General features: G+C 64.8%; 20 protein-coding genes and 1 riboswitch. Of the genes, 11 read left to right on the forward strand and 9 right to left on the reverse strand.

Annotated elements, in window-relative coordinates; translation table 11 throughout:
- Positions 1-25 precede the first annotated feature (25 nt).
- Positions 26-586 (forward strand): VWA domain-containing protein, encoded by a 561-nt coding sequence (locus ACEN42_RS17630; RefSeq protein ID WP_371882242.1) that lies wholly within the window; start codon positions 26-28, stop codon positions 584-586.
- On the opposite strand, the gene cobJ is transcribed toward ACEN42_RS17630, so the two are convergent.
- From cobJ to cobG, 4 genes are read right to left on the reverse strand one after another with little or no spacing between them, the layout of a single operon-like run.
- A complete protein-coding gene (gene cobJ, locus ACEN42_RS17635) occupies positions 562-2,193 on the reverse strand; it encodes a precorrin-3B C(17)-methyltransferase (RefSeq protein ID WP_374191193.1) in 1,632 nt (543 codons plus the stop codon). The two genes, ACEN42_RS17630 and cobJ, sit on opposite strands and share 25 nt — an antisense overlap.
- A gap of 8 nt (positions 2,194-2,201) precedes the next feature.
- Positions 2,202-2,930, reverse strand: a complete 729-nt coding sequence (locus ACEN42_RS17640) for a precorrin-2 C(20)-methyltransferase (RefSeq protein WP_238295252.1) — start codon at positions 2,928-2,930, stop codon at positions 2,202-2,204.
- Positions 2,927-3,553 (reverse strand): precorrin-8X methylmutase, encoded by a 627-nt coding sequence (locus ACEN42_RS17645; protein WP_371881997.1) that lies wholly within the window; start codon positions 3,551-3,553, stop codon positions 2,927-2,929. Before ACEN42_RS17645 ends, ACEN42_RS17640 begins: the two co-directional genes overlap by 4 nt.
- A complete protein-coding gene (gene cobG / locus ACEN42_RS17650) occupies positions 3,546-4,814 on the reverse strand; it encodes a precorrin-3B synthase (RefSeq protein ID WP_371881998.1) in 1,269 nt (422 codons plus the stop codon). Before cobG ends, ACEN42_RS17645 begins: the two co-directional genes overlap by 8 nt.
- 63 nt (positions 4,815-4,877) lie before the next feature.
- Positions 4,878-5,067, reverse strand: a riboswitch (cobalamin riboswitch).
- 76 nt (positions 5,068-5,143) lie between these two features.
- On the opposite strand from cobG, the gene cbiE reads away from it, so the two are divergent.
- The 5 genes from cbiE (at position 5,144) to ACEN42_RS17675 (ending at position 10,556) form a co-directional block, all read left to right on the forward strand.
- Positions 5,144-6,355 (forward strand): precorrin-6y C5,15-methyltransferase (decarboxylating) subunit CbiE, encoded by a 1,212-nt coding sequence (gene cbiE / locus ACEN42_RS17655; RefSeq protein WP_371881999.1) that lies wholly within the window; start codon positions 5,144-5,146, stop codon positions 6,353-6,355.
- A 6-nt stretch (positions 6,356-6,361) separates the two neighbouring features.
- On the forward strand, positions 6,362-7,132 hold the full coding sequence (locus tag ACEN42_RS17660) for a cobalt-precorrin-6A reductase (protein ID WP_371882000.1): 771 nt from the start codon (positions 6,362-6,364) through the stop codon (positions 7,130-7,132).
- On the forward strand, positions 7,129-7,854 hold the full coding sequence (cobM, locus tag ACEN42_RS17665; protein ID WP_371882001.1) for a precorrin-4 C(11)-methyltransferase: 726 nt from the start codon (positions 7,129-7,131) through the stop codon (positions 7,852-7,854). The genes ACEN42_RS17660 and cobM overlap by 4 nt, the downstream gene beginning before the upstream one ends.
- A gap of 7 nt (positions 7,855-7,861) precedes the next feature.
- Positions 7,862-8,266, forward strand: coding sequence for a DUF4186 domain-containing protein (locus tag ACEN42_RS17670; RefSeq protein ID WP_238295257.1), 405 nt, complete (start codon positions 7,862-7,864; stop codon positions 8,264-8,266).
- Positions 8,267-8,588: 322 nt separating this feature from the next.
- Complete coding sequence (locus ACEN42_RS17675) at positions 8,589-10,556, forward strand: alkyl/aryl-sulfatase (protein WP_374191194.1); 1,968 nt, start codon at positions 8,589-8,591, stop codon at positions 10,554-10,556.
- Positions 10,557-10,661: 105 nt separating this feature from the next.
- On the opposite strand, the gene ACEN42_RS17680 is transcribed toward ACEN42_RS17675, so the two are convergent.
- The gene (locus tag ACEN42_RS17680) at positions 10,662-11,426 is read right to left on the reverse strand and encodes a TerC family protein (RefSeq protein WP_187606176.1); all 765 of its coding nucleotides are present in this window, start codon (positions 11,424-11,426) and stop codon (positions 10,662-10,664) included.
- A gap of 286 nt (positions 11,427-11,712) precedes the next feature.
- Here ACEN42_RS17680 and ACEN42_RS17685 point away from each other — a divergent pair, with 286 nt between their 5' ends.
- From ACEN42_RS17685 to ACEN42_RS17695, 3 genes are all read left to right on the forward strand, one after another.
- Positions 11,713-12,867 carry an OpgC domain-containing protein gene (locus ACEN42_RS17685; RefSeq protein WP_371882002.1) on the forward strand — a complete coding sequence of 385 codons (1,155 nt, stop codon included), beginning with the start codon at positions 11,713-11,715 and terminating at the stop codon, positions 12,865-12,867.
- Between the two features lie 142 nt (positions 12,868-13,009).
- Complete coding sequence (locus ACEN42_RS17690) at positions 13,010-13,183, forward strand: DUF1328 domain-containing protein (RefSeq protein WP_035503665.1); 174 nt, start codon at positions 13,010-13,012, stop codon at positions 13,181-13,183.
- 118 nt (positions 13,184-13,301) lie between these two features.
- Entirely contained in the window at positions 13,302-15,164 is a 1,863-nt protein-coding gene (locus tag ACEN42_RS17695; RefSeq protein WP_371882003.1) for a sigma-54-dependent Fis family transcriptional regulator, read from the forward strand.
- Positions 15,165-15,824: 660 nt separating this feature from the next.
- On the opposite strand, the gene eutC is transcribed toward ACEN42_RS17695, so the two are convergent.
- Positions 15,825-16,595, reverse strand: a complete 771-nt coding sequence (gene eutC / locus ACEN42_RS17700) for an ethanolamine ammonia-lyase subunit EutC (protein WP_371882004.1) — start codon at positions 16,593-16,595, stop codon at positions 15,825-15,827.
- Positions 16,592-17,968, reverse strand: a complete 1,377-nt coding sequence (locus tag ACEN42_RS17705; protein ID WP_371882244.1) for an ethanolamine ammonia-lyase subunit EutB — start codon at positions 17,966-17,968, stop codon at positions 16,592-16,594. Before ACEN42_RS17705 ends, eutC begins: the two co-directional genes overlap by 4 nt.
- Positions 17,969-18,108: 140 nt before the next feature.
- Between ACEN42_RS17705 and mnmH the strand changes: the two genes are divergently transcribed.
- Both mnmH and ACEN42_RS17715 read left to right on the forward strand, forming a co-directional pair.
- On the forward strand, positions 18,109-19,176 hold the full coding sequence (gene mnmH, locus ACEN42_RS17710; protein WP_371882005.1) for a tRNA 2-selenouridine(34) synthase MnmH: 1,068 nt from the start codon (positions 18,109-18,111) through the stop codon (positions 19,174-19,176).
- Between the two features lie 30 nt (positions 19,177-19,206).
- Positions 19,207-20,256: a permease gene (locus ACEN42_RS17715; protein ID WP_371882006.1), complete on the forward strand. Its 1,050-nt coding sequence runs from the start codon at positions 19,207-19,209 to the stop codon at positions 20,254-20,256.
- A gap of 18 nt (positions 20,257-20,274) precedes the next feature.
- Here ACEN42_RS17715 and ACEN42_RS17720 read toward each other — a convergent pair whose 3' ends face one another.
- On the reverse strand, positions 20,275-20,412 hold the full coding sequence (locus tag ACEN42_RS17720) for a hypothetical protein (RefSeq protein ID WP_371882007.1): 138 nt from the start codon (positions 20,410-20,412) through the stop codon (positions 20,275-20,277).
- Positions 20,390-21,391 (reverse strand): cytochrome d ubiquinol oxidase subunit II, encoded by a 1,002-nt coding sequence (gene cydB, locus ACEN42_RS17725; protein WP_371882008.1) that lies wholly within the window; start codon positions 21,389-21,391, stop codon positions 20,390-20,392. The genes ACEN42_RS17720 and cydB overlap by 23 nt, the downstream gene beginning before the upstream one ends.
- Positions 21,392-21,395 lie beyond the last annotated feature (4 nt).

The raw sequence follows: 21,395 nt of genomic DNA on the forward strand, positions 1-21,395 counted from the left end.
ATCGACGCTGCGCGCGAAGCGCTCGATGCGTCTCGATGCCCGGCATCTTCGCTATCGGCGCACGCAGGGCGAGGGCGCGGTGCTGCATTGCTTTCTGCTCGATTGCTCCGGTTCGATGCTCGCGGGCGAGCGGCTCGCGCGCGCGAAGGGGATGCTCGTTGCGTTGTTCGATCGGGCCTATCGCGAACGCGCGAAGACCGCGCTCGTGTGTTTCGGCGGCGGACGCGCTGAAGTGCGACGTCAGCCGGGCGCGGCGCATTGGTTCAATGAGAACTGGATCGCGCCGATCGGCGGCGGTGGCGGCACGCCGCTCGCGCTCGGGTTATCGAGCGCCGCCACGGTGCTCGAACGCGCGGCCAGGCACAGGCCGTCGCAACGGCGCTGGTTGTGGGTGCTGACCGACGGGCGCACGAACGAGAACCCGCAAGCGCCCGCGTCGGCCGATGAGATCGTCGTCGTGGATTTCGAAGAGGGTTCGATTCGAGCCGGACGCGGCAAGGCGCTCGCCCTCGATTGGGGCGCGCGATACATCACCGCCGATGCGCTGAGCGAAGGCGGCGATCACTCATACCATCGCGGCGTATAAACCCAGTCTCCCACCACACGCGTCGTCGATGAACCTACGATCACCATCGTACGCATATCGACGTGTTCGCTTTTCAGTTCGCCCAGCGTGACGATGCGCAACGCTTCAGCCGGTCGCCCGATGTCTCTTCCCAGAACGACGGGCGTGTGCGGATCGCGATAGCGCTTCACGATCTCGATCGCACGGTCGAACTGCCACGGCCGCGCTTTCGACAGCGGGTTATAGAACGCCATCACGAGATCGGCCTCGCCCGCATGTGCGATGCGTTTCTCGATCACGTCCCACGGCTTCAGGTTATCCGACAGCGACAGCACGCAAAAATCGTGGCCGAGCGGCGCGCCGGCACGCGCGGCCGTCGCGAGCGATGCCGATACGCCCGGCACGATCGCGAGCTTCACAGCGCTCCATTCGGGATGCGCCGCGCGCCCTTCGTCGAGCGCTTCGAGCACGGCGGCGGACATCGCGAACACGCCCGGATCGCCCGAGGATACGACGACCACGCGCCGTCCTTCGCTCGCCAGTTCGAAGGCGTGACGCGCGCGCTGCAGTTCCTCGCGGTTGTCGGTCATGTGTACGCGCTGACCATCGCGAAACGGCCCGGCCATGCGCACATAGGTTTCGTAGCCGAGCACGTCTTGCGCGGCGACGAGCGCGGCGCGCGCGGCCGGCGTCATCAGTTCCGCGCTGCCGGGGCCGAGCCCGATCACGGTCAGCGCGCCGCGCACACGGCCGATCGATTGCGCATCGACGGGCGAATCGCTTACGTGCAATGCGATGCCTTGCGTATCGGCGTCGAACGGCGCGGCATCGCAAAAGCGCAGCGGTACGTTCAGCGCACGCGCGGCGTCTTCGAGCGATCGCGATGTCATGTAATGCGCAGGCGCTGCCAACGCCGCGAGCGCAAGCGGCGATAACGCCTGCGCGCGCATCGCGGCACGTATGCGTTCGGCGGCATCATCGTCATCGGAAGATAGATGTTCGATCCACGCGAGCACGCAGCGCGGATGAATCACGAGACTGTCTTCGTCGTGCGCGGCGAGCGGCGTGATGCGCACGGCAAGACGTGCATCGCCTGAGCGGGGCAGGTCGGCATCGTCGAGCCAGGGCGCGTGGCCCTCGATGCGCGTGGTTTCGCCCGCGAGCAAATCCGACACGAAGCGCTTGCCCTGCTCGATATCCGCGAGCGCATAACCTTCGGGCGGCGCGAGCAGACATTGACCGAAGCGCAACTCGCCGCTCGTCGTGATCGCGGGCGCGATGCCGAGCGCATCGCCGATCTCGCGCGCCAGCACGTTCACGCCGCTCATCCCGCCGAGCAGCGGCACGACCGCGCTGCCATCCTGCGCAATGGCGAGCACGGGCGGTTCGGCGACCTTGTCGGCAAGAGATGACGCGAGCGCGCGAATCACAATGCCCGCCGAGGACAGCGCGACGATCGGCGTGCCCGACGCATACAACGCGCGCACGTGCGCGCCGAAATCGTCATACGCGATGTCCGCATTCACGCGGCTGGCGAGGCCATGAATGCGCGCTTGTTCGAAGTTCGCCTGAATGCGCCGCGCCGTATCGAGCGCGCCCGCACCGAGGATGACAATCGCCATCGGCATGGAAGCACTCACGCGCGCCATTTTTTCCCCGGCACGACGAGCAGCGAGAAATACGGCGAGGCCATCGGATCGACTTCATCGAGCGGCACGATGCGCTGATTCGCCATCGTCGCGCGCTCGACATAGAGCGCGCGTTCATCGAGACCGAGCTCGCCGAGCACGCGCCGCACTTTCTCGAAGTTGCGGCCGAGCTTCATGATGACAGCCGCATCCGCCGCTTCGAGACGGCGCTTCAGATCGTCTTCGGGCAATACGCCCGACAGCACCGACAGACTCTGATTGCGATACACGAGCGGCACGCCCAGCACCGCGACGCCGCCGAGCATCGAGCACACGCCCGGCACGACATGCGCATCGAAGCGTGCAGCGAGACGGTCGTGCAGATACATGTACGAGCCGTAAAAGAACGGATCGCCTTCGCAGATCACCGCGACGTCGCGCCCGGCTTCGAGATGTCCGGAGATCGTGAGCGCGGCTTCGTCGTAGAACGCGCTGATGATCGTCTCGTAGCAGAGCGGCGGTTCGAGCGCTTCGGTCGTCACCGGATAGACGAGCGGCAGCCGCGTCTGCGTGTCGTCGAGATGCGATTCGATGATGCCGAACGCATTGCCCTTCTTGCCCTTCGCGACGAAATAAGCGACCACCGGCGCGGCCTTGAGCAAGCGCAGCGCCTTCAGCGTGATGAGCTCCGGATCGCCCGGACCGACGCCCAGTCCATAGAGACGGCCGCGCATCATTCGGTCTCCGAAGCAAGTGCGTTCACTGCCGCCGCCGCCATCGCGCTGCCGCCGCGCCGGCCGAGCAGGGCGACGAAGGGCACGCCGCGGCTATCGGCGGCGAGCATCGCCTTGGATTCCGCCGCGCCGATGAAGCCGACCGGAAAGCCGAGGATGAGCGCAGGTTTCGGTGCGCCGGCATCGAGCATGTCGAGCAGATGAAAGAGCGCGGTCGGCGCATTGCCGATCGCGACGATCGCGCCTTCGAGATGCGGCAGCCACAGTTCGAGCGCGGCGGCCGAGCGCGTGTTGTTCATCGCGCGGGCGCGTTCGGGAATCGATGGTTCGTTCAAGGTGCAGACGACACGGTTATCGGCGGGCAGCCGCGCGCGCGTGATGCCTTCCGCGACCATGCGCGCATCGCACAGGATCGGCGCGCCTGCCGCGAGCGCGTGCCGGCCGGCGATGCCCGCGCCGGAAGAAAAGCGCAGATCGCTCACGATATCGACCATGCCGCACGCATGGATCAGGCGCACCGCGAGCTTTTCCAGATCGGCGGGAATGGCGGCGAGGTCGGCTTCGGCACGGATCGTCGCAAAGGACTGGCGATAAATCTCCGCGCCGTCGCGGATGTAGTCAAGCATCGGCATGGCTCCGGGCGAGCCGTTCGGCCGCCTCTTCGATGGTCAGGTTGCTCGCGACGATTCGTTCGCCGCGATGCAGGTCATATCGTCCCGGCGCGACTGCATAGAGCGTCACCGGGACCGGATGCGCCGCCGCGCACGAGCGCTCGCAGCCGCTCAAGTGCACCTCGCTTTCATCATGCGAGGGCAGAAGCGAAGCGAGGCGATGCGCGTCGGCTTTGGTATCGGCGTGGCTTTTCGCACAGCCTTCCGAGCCCGCGCATGCGATGAGGCGCGCGAGCGGATCGCGCGGTTCGGTCGCGAGGCCGAGCGCGTGTAGGCGTCGCAACACGTCTTGCGCGTCATGCGCGGCGATGCCCGGTATCAGCACGCTTTGCCACGGCGTCATCGCGAGAAGGCCTTCGGCGTGCGTGTCGGCGATATCGGCGAGGGCTTCGAGCGTGGCCGCGTCGAGACGACCGAGGGGCGTTTGCGCGCCCGCGTACCACGTCGCGCGATACGGTTCCGCGTGGGCGCCGAGGCGCAGGGATGCATCGGCGGGTGGGCGTCGCCAGTGCTGAACGGCTGCATCGAAATCGAATGCTTCGAGAAAGCGCGCGATGCCGACACGCGCGAGCAGATCGCGCATACGATGTTCGTCAGGCGCGGCCAGCGCGAGAAACCTGCGCAGCACGCCGGACACGAACGTCACCATGTCGCTGCGATGAATCGCGCCGAGCGGACACTGCCGCAGCGTTCCCGCGAAGCCGAATGCGTAGCGCGCGCCATCGTCGATTGCAGAGAGCCACAGGTCGTGCGGATGATCGAGCATCGCGAGGCGCTCGCCGCCATCGAGTTGCAGCGCGAATTTGGGCGACAGCGCATGCAGCGACGCGTCGGCCTGCATCGCGTCGATGATTTGTGTGGCGAGCGCACGCGTGTCGTCGCTTGCGAGCGGACTGAGCATCACGTTGCGGATGTCGTCGCCGCCCGACGCCGACGGACCGAGGCCCGCATCGAGCGCGATACCGATCAGCGCGGCGTGGGCATCGTCGCGGATGCCGCGCAACTGGAGATTCGCGCGATTGGTCACCTCGATCACGCCCGAGCCGCAGTCACGCGCCGCCCGCGCGACGGCCCGCGCCGCGTGCGCGCTCAACACGCCGCCCGCGAGCCGCAGGCGCGCGAGCCCGCCGTCGCGCGCGGGCACGATGCGCATCAGGCCCGGGCACGCGGATGCGCGCGGCGCGGCGTTGAGCGATGAGCGGTTCAATGAAGTCAAAAGCGTGACCCGTTGGGCTTCGCGCGTAATGAGCGAACCGGTACACCCCGCCCGGTCAGCGTCGCGCGAATGCGATGAGTCGGCAGGTCTCTTGGCTGGCAGGTCTTCATTCGCGCCGGCCTTCCCGGTAAAAACCAGTGGCAGTGGAGCGCGGACTCGCTGCGTACAATTGCGGGGGCAGCCACAGTTTTCTGTGTTCCCTCTTAGGCCCTGGGTCTCTTCGACCCCGGGCACCGACGGACCTGTATTATGCCCGCTTTTATCGACCATCCAGGCGCTTCGGGGCAGCATCCTGAAGCGCATTACGAATCACGTGAAGGAGGCGGCGCATGTCGAACTGGCTGACCGTAGTGGGGATCGGTGAAGACGGCTGGCACGGGCTGTCCCGCGTCGCGCGCCGCGCGCTGCTCGACGCCCAGTCGATTCACGGCGGCGAGCGCCATCTCGCGTTCCTGCCGGCGCGCATCGCCGCGAGCCGCGTGCCGTGGCCGAAACCCTTTTCGCTCGACGCCGTGCTCGCCGGACGCGGCGACGGCAAGACCCGCATATGTGTGCTCGCGAGCGGCGATCCGATGTGCTTCGGCGTCGGCGCGACGCTCGCGCGTGAAGTCGCCAACGGCGAGATGCGCGTCATTCCCGCGCCGTCGTCGCTGTCGCTCGCGGCGGCGCGCTTGCGCTGGGCGCTGCAGGACGCCGTGTGCGTGTCGCTCGTCGGGCGGCGCGTCGCGTCGCTGCTCGCGAGCCTGCATCGCGGCGTGCGCCTGCTCGTCTTGAGCGCGGACGGCGCGACGCCCGCCGCCGTTGCCGCGCTCCTGACCGCGCATGGCTTCGGCGCGAGCCGCATGACCGTGTTCGAGCATCTCGGCGGCAACAATGAGCGACGTATCGACGAGCGTGCCGACGACTGGCGCGAGCCGCTCGTCGCCGCGCTCAATCTCGTCGCGATCGAATGCCGCACGCACGCCGGACACGCCGGGCCGCCGCTCACGCCGGGTTTGCCCGACGACGCCTATCGTCACGACGGCCAGCTCACCAAGCGCGACGTGCGCGCCGTGACGCTCGCTCGGCTCGCGCCGCAGCCGGGCGAACTCTTGTGGGACGTCGGCGCGGGCTGCGGCTCGATCGGCATCGAATGGATGCGCGCGCATGGCGCGTGCCGCGCGATCGCGATCGAATCGAACGAAAGCCGGCAGCGCCTCATCGAGCACAATCGCGACGCGCTCGGCGTGCCCGCGCTGCAACTCGTGAAAGGCGAAGCGCCCGCCGCGCTCGACGGCCTGAGCGCGCCCGATGCCGTCTTCATCGGCGGAGGATTGACCGTGCCGGGCGTGCTCGATGCATGCTGGGCGCGTCTGCGTCAGGGCGGGCGGCTCGTCGCCAACGCGGTGACGCTGCAAAGCGAGGCCGCGCTCGTCGAATGGCGCGCGCGGCACGGCGGCGAGCTGACGCGCATTGGCGTCGCTCAGGCGGAGCCGCTCGGCAGCTTCGATACGTGGCGTCAGGCGCTGCCGATCACGCTGTTGCACGCCAGCAAACCGTGATGCGTCATGCGTGAAGAAGCGCCGGGAAACACGAAGCGCGTGCTGCTGCTCGGCGGCACCGGCGACGCGCTCGCGATCGCGCGCGCGCTGCCGCCCGCGCATGTCTACAGTCTCGCGGGCCTCGGGCGCGTGCCGGGCGATCTGGCGTGCGCGGTGCGCGTCGGCGGCTTCGGCGGCATCGACGGGCTCGTCCGCTTTCTGTACGCGGAGAACATCGCGCTCGTCGTCGATGCGACGCATCCGTATGCCGCGCAAATGAGCCGGCACGCGCACGACGCCTGTGCGGTCGCGGACGTGCCGCTCTGGGCGGTGCGCCGTCCCGCGTGGCAGCCGCAGCCGGGCGACGGCTGGCGCGATGCGGCGGACTGGCGCGAAATCATCGCACGTATCGAATCGTTTCACCGGCCGCTTTTCACGCTCGGGCGCGAGGCGCTTACGCATCTGCATGAGATTCCTGCGTCGCAATACTGGACGATCCGCTGTCTCGAAGCGCACGCGGGCAATGAACGCGCGAGGATCATCGATGCCCGCGGGCCGTTTCATCTCGAAGGCGAGCGCGCGTTGTTCGATGCGGCGGGCATCGACGTTATCGTTAGCAAGAACAGCGGCGGGCGCGCGACCGAAGCGAAGCTCGCGGTGGCGCGCGAACGCGGCCTGCCGGTCGTGATGCTCACGCGGCCGTCGCTGCCGTACGCGGACACAACGTTCGACGATGCCGCGAGCGCGCGCGATGCACTACTGAACTGGCTTGACCGAATCCATCAATCCGAAACATGACGATCTATTTCATCGGCGCCGGACCGGGCGATCCCGAACTCATCACCGTCAAGGGACAGCGGCTCATCCGCGCGTGTCCCGTGATTCTGTATGCCGGCTCGCTCGTGCCGAAGGCCGTGCTCGACGGACATCGCGCGACGAAGTGCATCGACACGGCCGAGCTCGATCTCGACGCCATCGTCGCGCTTTTGCAGGACGCGCACGCGAACGGGCAGGACGTGGCGCGCGTGCATTCGGGCGATCCGTCGCTCTACGGCGCGATCGGCGAGCAGATCCGCAGGCTCGACGCGCTCGCGATTCCCTACGAAGTCGTGCCGGGCGTGACGGCGACGGCGGCATCGGCGGCGGCGCTGAAGCGGGAACTGACGTTGCCGGGCATCTCGCAGACGGTCATCCTCACGCGCTACGCGACGAAAACATCGATGCCGGAAGGAGAAAGCCTCGCCGATCTCGCGCGTCATCGCGCGACGCTGGCGATTCATCTCGGCGTGCGGCATATCGAGCGCATCGTCGCGGATCTGGTGCCGCACTACGGCGCGGATTGCCCGGTGGCGGTCGTGTTTCGCGCGAGCTGGCCGGACGAGACGCGCATCGAGGGAACGCTCGCGGAGATTGCGTCGAAAGTGCGCGCGGCGGGCATGGAGCGCACGGCGATGATCATCGTCGGCCGCGTGCTGGCCGCCGATGGCTTCGCGGATTCGACGCTCTACGCGAAGGACTGATCACACGATGCGCGACCTCGACACCGTGTTCGATGCGCTCGCGAAATCGGCATTCCGGCGGCGCTTCGCGCTCGGCGTACGCGAGGGGAAATATCTGCGGGAGAAGGGCGTCGATACGGTGATCGCGCAGGCGCATGAACTGATCGGCAAGCGGCTCGCGCCGCCATCGCCCTTGAACGACGGCAAGCAGACGCCGTTTCGCGGGCATCCGGTGTTCATCGCGCAACACGCGACGGCGACGTGCTGCCGTTCGTGTCTGGCCAAATGGCACGGCATTGCGGCAGGCAAGGCGCTCGACGATGCCGAGCGGCAACATGTCGTCGATGCGATCGCGCGCTGGCTGCGCGCGCAACCGCTGCCGGCCGCGAATGCCGCCGCAACCGACAATCCGCAGCGGGAATTGCCTTTCTGAAGCGTTTTTTTAGCGCGCCCGGTCCTTCGCCGTCAAAGCTGCCGCGATAAAGGTCGTCCACATGCCCGCGCACGCGAGCGCGAAACTGAACTGCCACGCAATTTTGTGATATCGCTTGTCATCGTTGGCATGGACTGATCCGCAGCCGAATGTCCGTCAACTCGAATCGCGATTATCAACTTCGTGGCTGAAGGTATCCATCGCGCTTTCCTCTCAGCATTGGGTCCGATTCGATTGCTGCGGCAATGAAGGCGAATCAGTCAGTTTTCCCATTGAGGCGTCGGATACGTTTCCGCTGAGCTTCACGACCGGAGATAAACGCATGTCTGGACTATCTCGTAAGGAAATTGCTTGTGCCGTTCTGACTCTGGCCTGCTGCATTGGCATCGGTAACGCGGCGCCGAATCCTGCCACCGATGCGACTCGAAAGGCCAATCAGGCAATAGCGGATTATTTGCCGTTTTCGAATACGCAGGATTTCGATGATGCTCGCCACGGGTTCATCGCCGATCTTCCGAATCCGGTCGTCAAGGGGAGCGCCGGCAACACGGTTATCGATCTCTCGCAATATGATTTTCTGAAGCAAAGCGGGCCTGCTCCCGCGTCGGTGAATCCGAGCCTCTGGAGGCAATCGCAACTGCTCGCGATTCGCGGTCTGTTCAAGGTGGTCGATGGCATCTATCAAGTGCGCAATATCGATCTTGCCAACATGACATTCATTCGCGGCAAGACGGGCTGGGTCGTGATCGATCCGCTCACGTCGACGGAAACCGCAAAAGCCGCTCTCGACCTGATCAATAGCAAGGTCGAGAATCTGCCGGTCAGCGCGGTGATTTTCACGCACTCTCACGTCGATCACTTCGCGGGTATTCGGGCGATCGTGGATGAGAAGGATGCGCGCGCCGGCAAAGTGCCGGTGATTGCGCCGGATGGCTTCATGGAAGAGGCGGTAAGCGAAAACGTGTTCGCCGGCAACGTGATGAGCCGGCGCGCGTCGTACATGTACGGCAATCTGTTGCCGAAGGACCCGGAAGGCAATGTCGGCGGCGGCCTTGGGCTGACCACGGCGGCCGGGACGATTACCCTGTTCGAGCCGACCAAGATTATCGACAAGACAGGTGAAAAACTGACGGTCGACGGCATCGATGTCGTATTCCAGATGGCGCCCGGCACCGAAGCGCCGGCCGAGATGTTGTTTTACTTCCCGCAATTCAAGGCGATCTGTCTCGCCGAGGATGCGAATCACACGCTCCACAACATCCTGACCTTGCGCGGTGCAAAGGTGCGCAGCGCACAGAAATGGTCGAGTACGCTGGATCAGACAATCGACTTATGGGGCGGCGACGCGACGGTTTCATTCGGCAGTCGTCATTGGCCGCAATGGGGTAACGGCCGCGTTGTCGAACATCTGGAAAAGCAACGCGACCTGTACAAATACATCAACGATCAAACGCTGCGCATGGCCAATCAAGGCCTGACGATGAACGAGATCGCCGAGCAGTTCGTGTTGCCGGATAGTCTGGCGAAAGAGTTTTATAACCGCGGCTACTATGGCGATCTGAAACATAACGTACGCGCTACGTATCAGCTTTATCTGGGATTCTGGGACGGCAATCCGGCCGACTTCAATCCGTTACCGCCTGTCGAAGAAGCGAAACGATATGTTGAGATGGTCGGCGCGGACAAAATGATTGCGACGGCCAAGGCGGCATATGCCAAAGGCGACTATCGGTGGGCGGCGACGGTGGCGAACAAAGTGGTGTTCGCGCAGCCGAAGAATCAGGCGGCACGCAATATCGAAGCGGACGCGCTGGAGCAATTGGGTTATCAGGCGGAATCGGGTCCGGCGCGCAACTTCTATCTGTCCGGGGCGCAAGAACTGCGCGGCGGCGTCAAGAAAATGGCGACGCCCAATACCAGTTCCCCCGACATCATCCGTGGAATGACCACGGATATGTTCCTCGACTTTCTCGCCATTCATCTGAACGGACCGAGAGTCGGTGACAAGTCTTACGTGTACAACCTGAAATTCCCGGACATCAAGGCGCAGTATGTCCTGACGGTAAAGAACGGCGTAATGAATTACAGCAAGGACAAGCAACTGGATAAAGCGGATGGCACCGTCACGCTGAATCGCTCGACACTGGATGACATCGCGCTCGGCAAACTCAAGCTGGGCAATCTCACGGACAGCGGCGACGTGACCATCGACGGAGACAAGGCGAAGTTCAAGGACATGCTGGGCAATTTCGACAAGTTCGACTTCTGGTTCACGATCGCCGAGCCTTGAGCAAGCCGTACGTGAATCACGGGTTGTTCAAGGATCGAGGTCATGCCGCATGAGCGACCGTTCGACGCGTAAAAAAGCCACGCGTCGAACGGTCTTCATTGCCGCTCAGTGCTTGCCAGAAACACTTGCCGCGCTTGCCTTTCGCCCCTTCGCGCGCCGCGCCAGCATGTTCAGCCCCTCGACCAGCGCCGAGAACGCCATCGCCGCGTAAATGTAGCCCTTCGGCACATGCGTGCCGAATCCTTCGGCGATCAGCGTCATCCCGATCACGAGCAGGAAGCCGAGCGCGAGCATCACGATCGTCGGATTGCGCTCGATGAAGCGCGACAGCGGGCCTGCCGCAAACAGCATCACGGTCACGGCGGCGATCACCGCGACGAACATGATCGGAATGTGCTCGGTCATGCCGACCGCCGTCACGATGCTGTCGATGGAAAACACGAGATCGAGCAGCAGAATCTGTCCGATCGCCGATAGCGGCGTCAGCGACTTGCCTGATTCGGCGCCGGCAGAGCCGTCGGCGTCGTGCGTGACGTGATGGCGGATCTCGGTCGTCGCCTTCCACACGAGAAACACGCCGCCCGCGATCAGGATCAGATCGCGCCATGAGAAGCCGTGGCCGAATGCTTCGAAGATGGGCGTCGTGAGGCGCACGATCAGCGCGACCGTGCCGAGCAGCCCGAGCCGCATGATGAGCGCGAGCGCGATGCCGATGCGCTGCGTGCGCTCCCGGTGCGCCGGGGGCAGCTTGTTGGTCAGGATGGAAATGAAGATCAGGTTGTCGATGCCGAGCACGACTTCCATGACGACGAGTGTTGCGAGCGCGGCCCAGGCGGCGGGATCGGTGATGAGGGCGACGAGATAGTCCATGGTCCGGGAATGATTCGACAGGAGAGGGCGAGATATTAGCCTGATCGCCGTGGATAATGAAAGGAACTTGAAAACTTCATGCGAATCGAATCCTCGGATGGGCACATGCTGCGCATCGTGAAGTCGGCATCGGCATATCGGTCACAAATACCGGAAATTACACGTTTATTTGCGCTTGATCTGATGATGCGCTGCCGCATTACGGGTAAACTCCTATGCTTTCGTGCCGCGCGTCCGTGGCCGCCGTCCAACCTCCTGTCGCCACAGGACACCGAACCGAATCCGCATGCAGGGAAAATCACAACGTCTCGTCGAGCTGGACTTCTTCCGGGGACTGGTGCTGCTTATCATCGTCGTCGATCATATCGGCGGGAGCATGGTGTCGCGCTTCACGCTTCATTCGTTTGCGCTGAACGACGCCGCCGAAGTCTTCGTGTTCCTCGGCGGCTTCGCCACGGCGACGGCGTATGTGTCGCTCGCGGCCCGCCGCTCCGAAAGCGCCGCGCGAGTGCGCTTTCTCAAACGCGCGTTCGAGCTTTATCGCGCGTTCCTCGTCACCGCCGCGCTGATGCTCGCGGCATCCTTTCTGCTGCGGCCCTTTTTTGGTCACGCGCCGAATCTCGCGCTGCACGACCTCGACCGTATGACGTCGCAGCCGCTTTCGTCGATCACGCAGATTCTCACGTTCGAACGCCAGCCGTATCTTGCCGCCGTGCTGCCGATGTACGCGCTGTTCGCGCTCGCCGTGCCGCTCATGCTGCCGCTCGCGCGCAGCAAGCCCTGGCTGCTGCTCGGCCTGAGCCTGGCGCTGTGGGCGTTTGCGTCGGAGATCGGCGAATTCATGCCCTCCGTCGATGACAACCTCTGGGACTTCAATCCCGCCGCGTGGCAGTTGATGTTCGTGCTCGGCGTGCTGGCGCGCTGCCAGCCGGTTTACGAGCGAGTCAGCGCGAACCGCTTCGGCTGGATCGTGAGCGCGGGCGCGGTCGCGTTGATCGCGGGCATGGCGTACTACAAGCTGCTCGTTCTGCCGCCTGTTCTGGATAGCGCCTTCAAGCGCGATCTGGCGGGACCCCGCGTAATCAATTTCCTCGCCATCGCGTGGATCGCCGCAAATCTGGCGCGCTATGGCGTCGTCAAGGCCGTGGCGCATCGCCTGCCGTGGGTCGGCGCGCTGGGACGTGACGGCATGGTGTCGTTCGTCGCGGGCACGGTGATTTCGCTCGTCGTCGATTCGATCCTGTTCACGCTGACCGACGGCCTTGTCAACGTACCCGCCGGGCTTGCCGCCGATGCCATCGCGATCGGCGCGCTGCTCGCGGTGCCGCATGCGCATCGGCGGGTTTCGACCTGGCTCGGCACGCGTCAACCTTCACCGGCGGCCGTGCCTGCTGCGGCACGCGCGACTGTCGCGGCAGCCGCCGACAATCAGGGACGCTAAGACGCTTTCGGAAGCGGGCAGTTCGCTGCCCGTTTTTTATTACGCTAATTTCGCAACTAACGGTCTTAGGCAGCCGCCACTTTTAATTGTCGCGGCACGCGCCTTGCAGGCACAGGTCGGCTAAACAATTACCGGACCCGTCATGCTCAAGCTTGCCATTCTGTTCGCGATCATTTCCGTCGTCGCCGGCCTCTTCGGCTTTACCCGCGTGTCATCCGGCGCAGCGGGCATCGCCAAGATCTGCTTCTTCATCTTCCTGATCCTGTTCGTCGTGTTCCTCGTCATCGCGATCACGGCAGGCTCGCTCGTGCTGTAGCGCTGGGAACCGCCGCGGGGCCATCCGCGTGCTTCCTCGGATCGACCCGCGCGCCGCGACAGTGTTACATTGCCGCGAGACGACACGCTGGCGACAGTGAACCGAAAAGGAGAGGGCGATGCAGCATGCCATCGGCGCGGCCTTGCAGCCTGCGCAACACGACGTCATCCGTCATTCGCATGAGCGATCGGCCACGTTCGGCCTGTTCGAGACGATGCGCCCGGATTACGCCGTGCTGTCGGGCGCGGAACTCGCCGTCAAGCTCGGTGAAAGCCGCGCGCTTTTCGCGCACGCGCTGCCGGTGATGGAAACGCTGTACGCGCAGATCGCCAACACGCACAGCATGATCGCGCTGACGGACGCGAGCGGTCTCATCCTCCATTCGCTCGGCGACGACGATTTCCTCGCCCGCGCCGAAAAAGTCGCGCTGCGGGCGGGTGCGTTGTGGAGCGAAGCGCATCAGGGCACCAACGCGATCGGCACGACGATCGCCGAGCGCACCGCCGTCACCGTGCATGGCGACCAGCACTACTTGCGCGCCAATCATTTCCTCTCGTGCTCGAGCGTGCCGATCCTCGATCCGCACGGCAATCTCTCCGGCGTGCTCGATGTCACCGGCGACCGTCGCGGCTATCACCAGCACACGATGGCGCTTGTGAAGATGTCCGGGCAGATGATCGAGAACCGCCTGATCGCGAGCGCGTTCGGCGACGGGCTGCGCATCCGTTTTCATAGCCGGCCGGAGTTTATCGGCACGTTGATGGAAGGCCTCGCCGTATTCGATCTCGACGGCCGTCTCTTGTGCGCGAACCGCAGCGCGCAATTCCAGCTCGGGCTCGAACTGGGGCGTCTGCGTTCGCAGACGCTCGAAGCGCTGTTCGGCGAGCGTGCCGACGCGCTCATTGCGTGCGCGGGTGAAGCACCGTGCCGGCTCGAACTGCACAGCGGCGTCGTCGTGTTCGCGAGCGTCGAATTTCATGCGCGTCCGGCGTCGAATGTGGCGCACCCGGCGACCGCGATCGCCGTGCGCGAGCAAGCCGGATCGAGCCTCGCCGATCTCTGCACCGGCGATGCGCAGATGAACGACATCGTCGCGCGCGTGCGCAAGGTCATCGGCAAGAACATCGCCATTCTGATCGGCGGGGAAACGGGCGCGGGCAAGGAGATGCTCGCGCGCGCGATTCACAGCGATTCGCCGCGTCGCGCGGGGCCATTCGTCGCGGTGAACTGTGCGTCGTTGCCGGAGACGCTGATCGAATCGGAACTGTTCGGCTATGCGCAGGGCGCGTTCACGGGCGCATCGAAGCGCGGCGCGACCGGCAAGATCATGCAGGCGAATGGCGGCACGCTTTTCCTCGATGAGATCGGCGATATGCCGCTTGCGATGCAAAGCCGCTTGCTGCGTGTGTTGCAGGAACGCGTCGTCGAGCCGCTTGGCGCGGCGCGCGCGGTGCCGGTCGATTTCACGCTCGTTTGCGCGAGCAATCGCAAGCTGCGGGAGTGCGTCGCGCAAGGGACGTTTCGCGAGGACCTGTATTACCGCATCAATGGCCTTTCGGTGACGCTGCCGCCGCTCGCCGAGCGCACGGACCTGCGTGAGGTCGTCGACAAGATGCTGCGTCAGGAGCGGTTTGCTGGCCGCATCGTGGGCATCGATGACGATGTGCTCGCGCTCTTCGCGCGTCATCCGTGGCCGGGCAACTTTCGGCAGTTGAGCAATGTGCTGCGCACCGCGTCGGCCATGCTCGACGATCACGATACGCGGATCGGCGTCGAGCATTTGCCGCATGATTTTCTCGATGAGTTCGGGGAACGGGTTCAGATCGACGATGTATCGCTGCCCGAGAGCGGTGCGCGGCTTGTGGATATCGAAGCTAGTGCCGTGGCTGCGGCGCTTAAGGCGCATGGCGGTAATGTGTCGGCGACGGCGCGGGCTCTGGGCATATCGCGTACGACGTTGTATCGCAAGTTGCGGGTTTGATTACGGGTTTAGCGCGCTTGCTGGAGGTGTTGGGGGTTTGCCTCGCCGGATCCCGTTTTCGTGTTGGTTTATTAGCATTGCCCCTGTGCGGGGCGGCAGTCACTTTCTTTGCTGCTGCAAAGAAAGTAACCAAAGAAACAGCTATCCCCAGCCTAAGCACTTCACACCGGCCGCGGCACAGGCGATTGGCCTAATGGCCCGGCAATAGCGAGTGCCCCCACAAGCAGACAAGGGCTTGGACCGCGCACGGTCTGATTCATCGCGCCACACAACACACTGGCTCAGCACCAAATAGCTCCGGCCCGCTTCGCGGCCGACCGGCCAATCGGGTGCGCGTGTGCTTCTTCTTCGAAGGTTTCCCTCGCATATCCAACGGCAGCGCGCAGCGCTGTGCCGGAACTCTTTCGTGCTGAACCAGCGCGCTGAAACCTCTCGGGCGTCAGACCGTGCGCGAGCCAAGCCCGATGGGGCCTTTGGGGGCGACACTTAGGCGAGTGCCATCGACGACTGGCAAGCATGGCCAAACTGCGTGTGACCGCGGGCTTAAACGAGCTGCTTTCTTTGGTTACTTTCTTTGCAGCAGCAAAGAAAGTGACCCCCGCCCCGGGGAGGGGCAGAGCTAATAAACCACCGCGAAAACGGGATCCGGCGAAAAAAACCCTACCCTCCAAGCACTCCATAATCCGCCGCAGGCAACGCCCCACTACGATCCTTGAGACCAACACCAGTGACCTTCACCCTGCGCGCTTCATTCAGCAACCACATCAGCTTGAACGCCGCGTTCGCGTAATCGAGCCCTTCCGGCCGCACGTTCGAGATACAGTTGCGCTCCGCATCGTGACGGCCAGCGCGCGGCGCGTAGGTCACGTAGAGCCCGAGGCTATCGGGCGAACTGAGCCCCGGCCGCTCGCCGATCATCACGACGACGATCGTCGCCCTTAAAAGCTCCCCGATGCGATCGCCCAGCGCGACGCGCGCCTGCGTCGCGATCACGACGGGCGCCACCTTCCAGCCGTCGAGATTCCCGCGCAGATGCGCGAGCAACGGTGCAACGTGACGTTGCGCGGCAAAAGCCGACAAGCCATCGGCGGCGACGAAAACGAGTTCGGGCGCATCGCCGGTTGCGGCGGCTCGCGCGGTCAGGCGCGCAACGCTCGCATCGTCGAGCACCCGTCCGAGATCCGGCCGACGCAGATAACGATCCCGATCCGGCGCGGCGCTCTGCACGTCGAGCGTGTCGAAACCGGCGGCACGCAATGTCTCTCCGAGCGCGGTGGTATCGAGCGGCTGATGCACCGCGTCGCGCGCCTGGGCATGCGCGAGTTCGAACGCGAGCAGGGGCGCGGTCGGCAGGCTGCTGCCCGCGCGGCCGAGCGCGATGCGCGCGTTGGTGAAGCGCCGCAGCGTCTCCCAGACATCGGCGTTCGTCATGAGTCGATCCATTCGAGCAAAGGTTGCGAGGACGTCGAGAGCAGCGAGCCCTGACCATCGGTGACGCGCATCTTCGCGAGCCACGCTTCGAATTCCGGCGCGCGCTTCAGATTCAGCACGCGGCGGATATAGAGCGCGTCATGAAACGACGTGCTCTGATAATTGAGCATGACATCGTCCGCGCCCGGTACGCCCATGATGAAGTTGACATTCGCCACGCCGAGCAGCGTGAGAAGCGTGTCCATGTCGTCCTGATCGGCTTCGGCGTGGTTGGTGTAGCAGACGTCGCAGCCCATCGGCACGCCGAGCAGCTTGCCGCAGAAGTGATCTTCGAGTCCCGCGCGAATGATCTGCCGGCCATCGTAAAGATATTCCGGACCGATAAAGCCGACCACCGTGTTCGTCAAGAGCGGTCTGAAGCGCCGCGCGACCGCGTATGCGCGCGCTTCGCACGTCTGCTGATCGACGCCATGATGCGCGTTCGCCGACAACGCGCTGCCTTGTCCCGTCTCGAAGTACATGACGTTATCGCCAACGGTGCCGCGCTCGAGCGACAACGCCGCGTCGTGCGCTTCCTCCAGCAGCGCGAGCGACACGCCGAAGCTCGCGTTCGCCCGCTCGGTGCCCGCGACCGACTGAAAGACGAGATCGACAGGCGCGCCTTGTTCGATCGCCGCGAGCGTGTTGGTGACGTGCGTGAGGATGCACGACTGCATCGGCACGTCGTAGCGCTGGCGGAAGTCGTCCATCATCGCGAGCAGCTTGCCGATGGCGGCGGGCGAATCGGAAGCGGGATTCACGCCGATGACGGCATCGCCGCAGCCGTAAAAGAGGCCGTCGAGCATGGATGCGGCAATCCCCTTCGGATCGTCGGTCGGATGATTCGGCTGCAGACGCACCGACAGATGCCCGGGCAAGCCGATGGTCGTGCGAAACCGCGTGACGACCGGCCGCTTGCGCGCGGCGAGAATCAGATCCTGGTTGCGCATCAGCTTGGAAACGGCCGCGGCCATTTCGGGCGTGACGCCCATCGTGATGCTTTCGAGCGCGGCGGTATCGGTGCTGTCGGCGAGCAGCCACTCGCGGAATTCGCCGACCGTCAGATGCGCGATCGGCACGAAGGCCTCGCGCGAATGCGTATCGATGATGAGTCGCGTGACTTCGTCGTCCTCGTAAGGGATAAGCGGCTCGTCGAGAAACGCCGCGAGCGGCACCTGCGCGAGCGCCATTTTCGCGGCGACGCGCTCTTCCTCCGTCGCCGCCGCGATGCCCGCGAGCTCGTCGCCGGAGCGGCGCGGGCTCGCGCGCGCGAGCAGCGTCTTCAGATCGTCGAAGCGGTAACGGCGCGCGCCGATCGTCTCGTGATAGCTCATCGCTTCCCCCGGATGGATCGATTGATGCACTTTAGCCGCTTCGCGCGCGCCGCGCCGCGCTCCAAAATGCGCCGCGAGGCCGAAATCCGTCCGCATGCGATAATTTTTCGCTTGATTCAGCCAGTCTCCGCCCGCAACCCGTGAAAAACCTGCTCGTTCCCATCGATCGTCTGAGCGATTTCGACGAAATCGTCGACGTCCGCACGCCGCTCGAATTCGCCGAGGATCGCATTCCCGGCGCGATCAACGCGCCCGTGCTCAGCAACGAGGAGCGCGTGATCGTCGGGACGATGTACAAGCAGGTGTCGCCGTTCGAGGCGACGCGCGTCGGCGCCGCGATGGTCGCGCGCAACATCGCGATGCATCTCGACACGATCTTCGCCGGCAAGCCGCGCAACTGGCGGCCGCTCATCTATTGCTGGCGCGGCGGAAAACGCTCGGGCTCGATGACGACGTGGTTCAACATGATCGGCTGGCAGGCGCGGCAACTCGACGGCGGCTACAAAAGCTACCGGCGCGACGTGATCGAGCGGCTCGTCGCGCTGCCGGGACGCTTTCGTTATATCGCGCTGATCGGGCATACGGGCAGCGGCAAGACGCGGCTCCTTAAAGCGCTCGACGCGGCGGGCGCGCAGACGCTCGATCTGGAAGCGCTCGCGGCGCATCGCGGATCGCTGCTCGGCGCGCTGCCGGGGTGTCCGCAGCCATCGCAAAAAGCATTCGATTCTGCGCTCGTGCAGGCGCTTTCCGGTTTCGATCCGGCGAAACCGGTGTTCGTCGAGGCGGAAGGGCGGCGCATCGGCGCGATCACGATGCCCGATGCCGTGCTCGCCAATCTGCATATCGCGTCGTGCGTGCAGGTGGAAGCGCGCCGCGAAGACCGCATCGCATTTCTGTTGCAGGACTACGGGCATCTCTTCGACGATCCCGCGTTCTTCAAGGCGCAGTTATCGAAGCTCGTCGCGCTGCATAGCCGCGAGCGCGTGGCGCACTGGCATCGGCTGATCGATGAGAACGCACGCGCCGTGCTCTTTGCAGAACTGATCGACCATCATTACGATCCCGCCTACCGGCGCAGCAATCAGGCGCTCTATACTGAATTGCCGCACGCGGCGCACGTGCTGTTTCGTCCGAACGACGCCGACAGCATCGATCAGGCGAAAGCCCTGCTCGCACAGCTTGCCGAGACGATGCCCGCTCTCGGCTGACCGATTTTCACCCCACGAAACAAAAAAGTTATGACCACGCTCCGACAACCGCGCGTCGCCCTCGGCTGGATGGTGTTTTTGCTGATCGCCGTCGTTGGCCTCTTCTACGTGAAATGGTTTCCGTACTACAACCGCGCGTTCGTCGCGGCGAGCCAGCATTCGATCGGCAAGTCCATTCTGATGGGCACGGCCGCCAGCGCGCCGGAGCCTTCGTGGCAAGCCGCGCTCGATTACGCGATCGCCTATGGCAAGGCAATCTGGCAGGCGATGGTACTCGGCCTTCTGCTCGGCTCCGCCGTGCAGGCGCTGATTCCGCCGCGCTGGGTCGCGCGCGCGCTCGGCGAGCACAACTTCGGCAGCGTCGTGAATGGCGGCCTGATGTCCTTGCCGGGCATGATGTGCACATGCTGCGCGGCGCCGGTCGTCGCGGGCTTGCGTGCGCGTGAAGCGGCGCCGGGTTCGGCCGTGGCGTTCTGGCTCGGCAACACGGTGCTCAATCCGGCCGCGCTGGTTTTCATGGGCTTCGTGCTCGGCTGGCAATGGACCGGCCTGCGCCTCGTGCTCGGCGTTCTGATGGTGTTCGGCCTGGGCTACGCGGTGAATCGCATGGTCACGCCGGCGCAGGCGGCGGCGTCGCGTCAGACGCTCGCGAAGCTGATCGAAGACGATGAACCCGGTTCCGCGTTCTCGCGCTGGATCAAGATCCTCGGCCGCATGACCCTGCGGCTCGTGCCGGAGTACATCGTGCTCGTGCTGCTGCTCGGGGCCGCGCGCGCGTGGCTGTTTCCGCATATCGGGCCGGATATCGGCAACGGCCTGCTGTGGATCGTCGTATTTGCCGTCGCGGGCACGCTCTTCGTGATTCCTACGGCGGGCGAGGTGCCCATCATTCAGGCGATGCTGTCGCTCGGCATGGCGACGGGACCGGCCGGTGCGCTGCTGATGACGCTGCCGCCCGTCAGCGTGCCGTCGCTCGCGATGCTCGCGCGCTCGTTCGCGCCGCGTGTGCTGGCCTTCGTTGCGGTCGCAGTCGTCATGTTCGGAATCGTGAGTGGGCTGATCGCGGCGGCGTGGTTCTGAGCGCGTGGGCGTCGCGCATCAATGAATCGCGGCTCCCGCCCTGATCAGCAACTTGAACGGCAGCGCGAGCAGCATCGTGCCGCCGACGCCCGCTACCCACAACGCGACGAACCAGAAAATCTTGCGCGCGCGCTCAGTGGTAGTGATGTTCGCCATGACGCACCTTTCCTCTGAAGACCCAATAGCCGAACGTCGTATAAGCGACGATCACAGGCAGAATCACCGCCGCGCCGACGATCGTGAAGAGCTGGCTCGAACGGGGCGAGGCCGCGTCCCAGAGCGACACGCCGGGGAAAATCTCGTGCGGTGAAATGCTCGCGACGAGTCCCGCGTAGCCGAGCAGCACGAAGCCGAGCGCCATCGCGAACGGACGTTTCTCGTGACGCGACTGAATCGAGCGGCGCATCGCCCACGCGCACGCCGCGACGAGCATCGGCACCGGCAGCAGGCGATAGAACAGCGGCGAATCGAACCAGCGCGACGCGATGCCCGCATCCTGCAGCGGCGTCCAGATGCTGACTACCGCGATCGTCGCGAGCTGCAGAACGGTCAGCGGCCATACCACGCGATACATCCGCCGCTGCAGATCGCCTTCGGTCTTCGCGATCAGCCAGCACGCGCCGAGCAGCGCATAGGTGACGACGAGCGCGCCGCCCGTGAAGATCGAGAAGGGCGAGAACCAGCCGAAAGGATCGCCGGCGAAACGGCCATCGGCGACGGGAATGCCGCCGAGGAACGCGCCGAGCGCCACGCCCTGGAAGAACGTCGCGCCCGCCGATCCGCCGATGAACGCGAGGTCCCACATCGGCTTCGTGCGCTGCGCCTTCGCGCGGATCTCGAACGACACGCCGCGGAAGATCAGACACACGAGCATCAGCACGAGCGGCAGATAGAGCGCGGAAAGCACGGTCGAGTAGACCATCGGGAAGGCGGCGAAGAGGCCCGCGCCGCCGAGCACGAGCCACGTCTCGTTGCCGTCCCAGACGGGCGCGACGGTGTTCATCATCACGTCGCGATCATGCTGGTCGGGAAAGAACGGAAAGAGTATGCCGATGCCGAGGTCGAAGCCGTCGAGCACGACGTAGAGGAATAGGCCCAACGCGATGATCGCGGCCCAGGCGAGTGTGAGGTCCATATTC

It is taken from the genome of Caballeronia sp. S22, assembly GCF_964261745.1.
In the GTDB taxonomy this organism is placed as follows: domain Bacteria; phylum Pseudomonadota; class Gammaproteobacteria; order Burkholderiales; family Burkholderiaceae; genus Caballeronia; species Caballeronia jiangsuensis.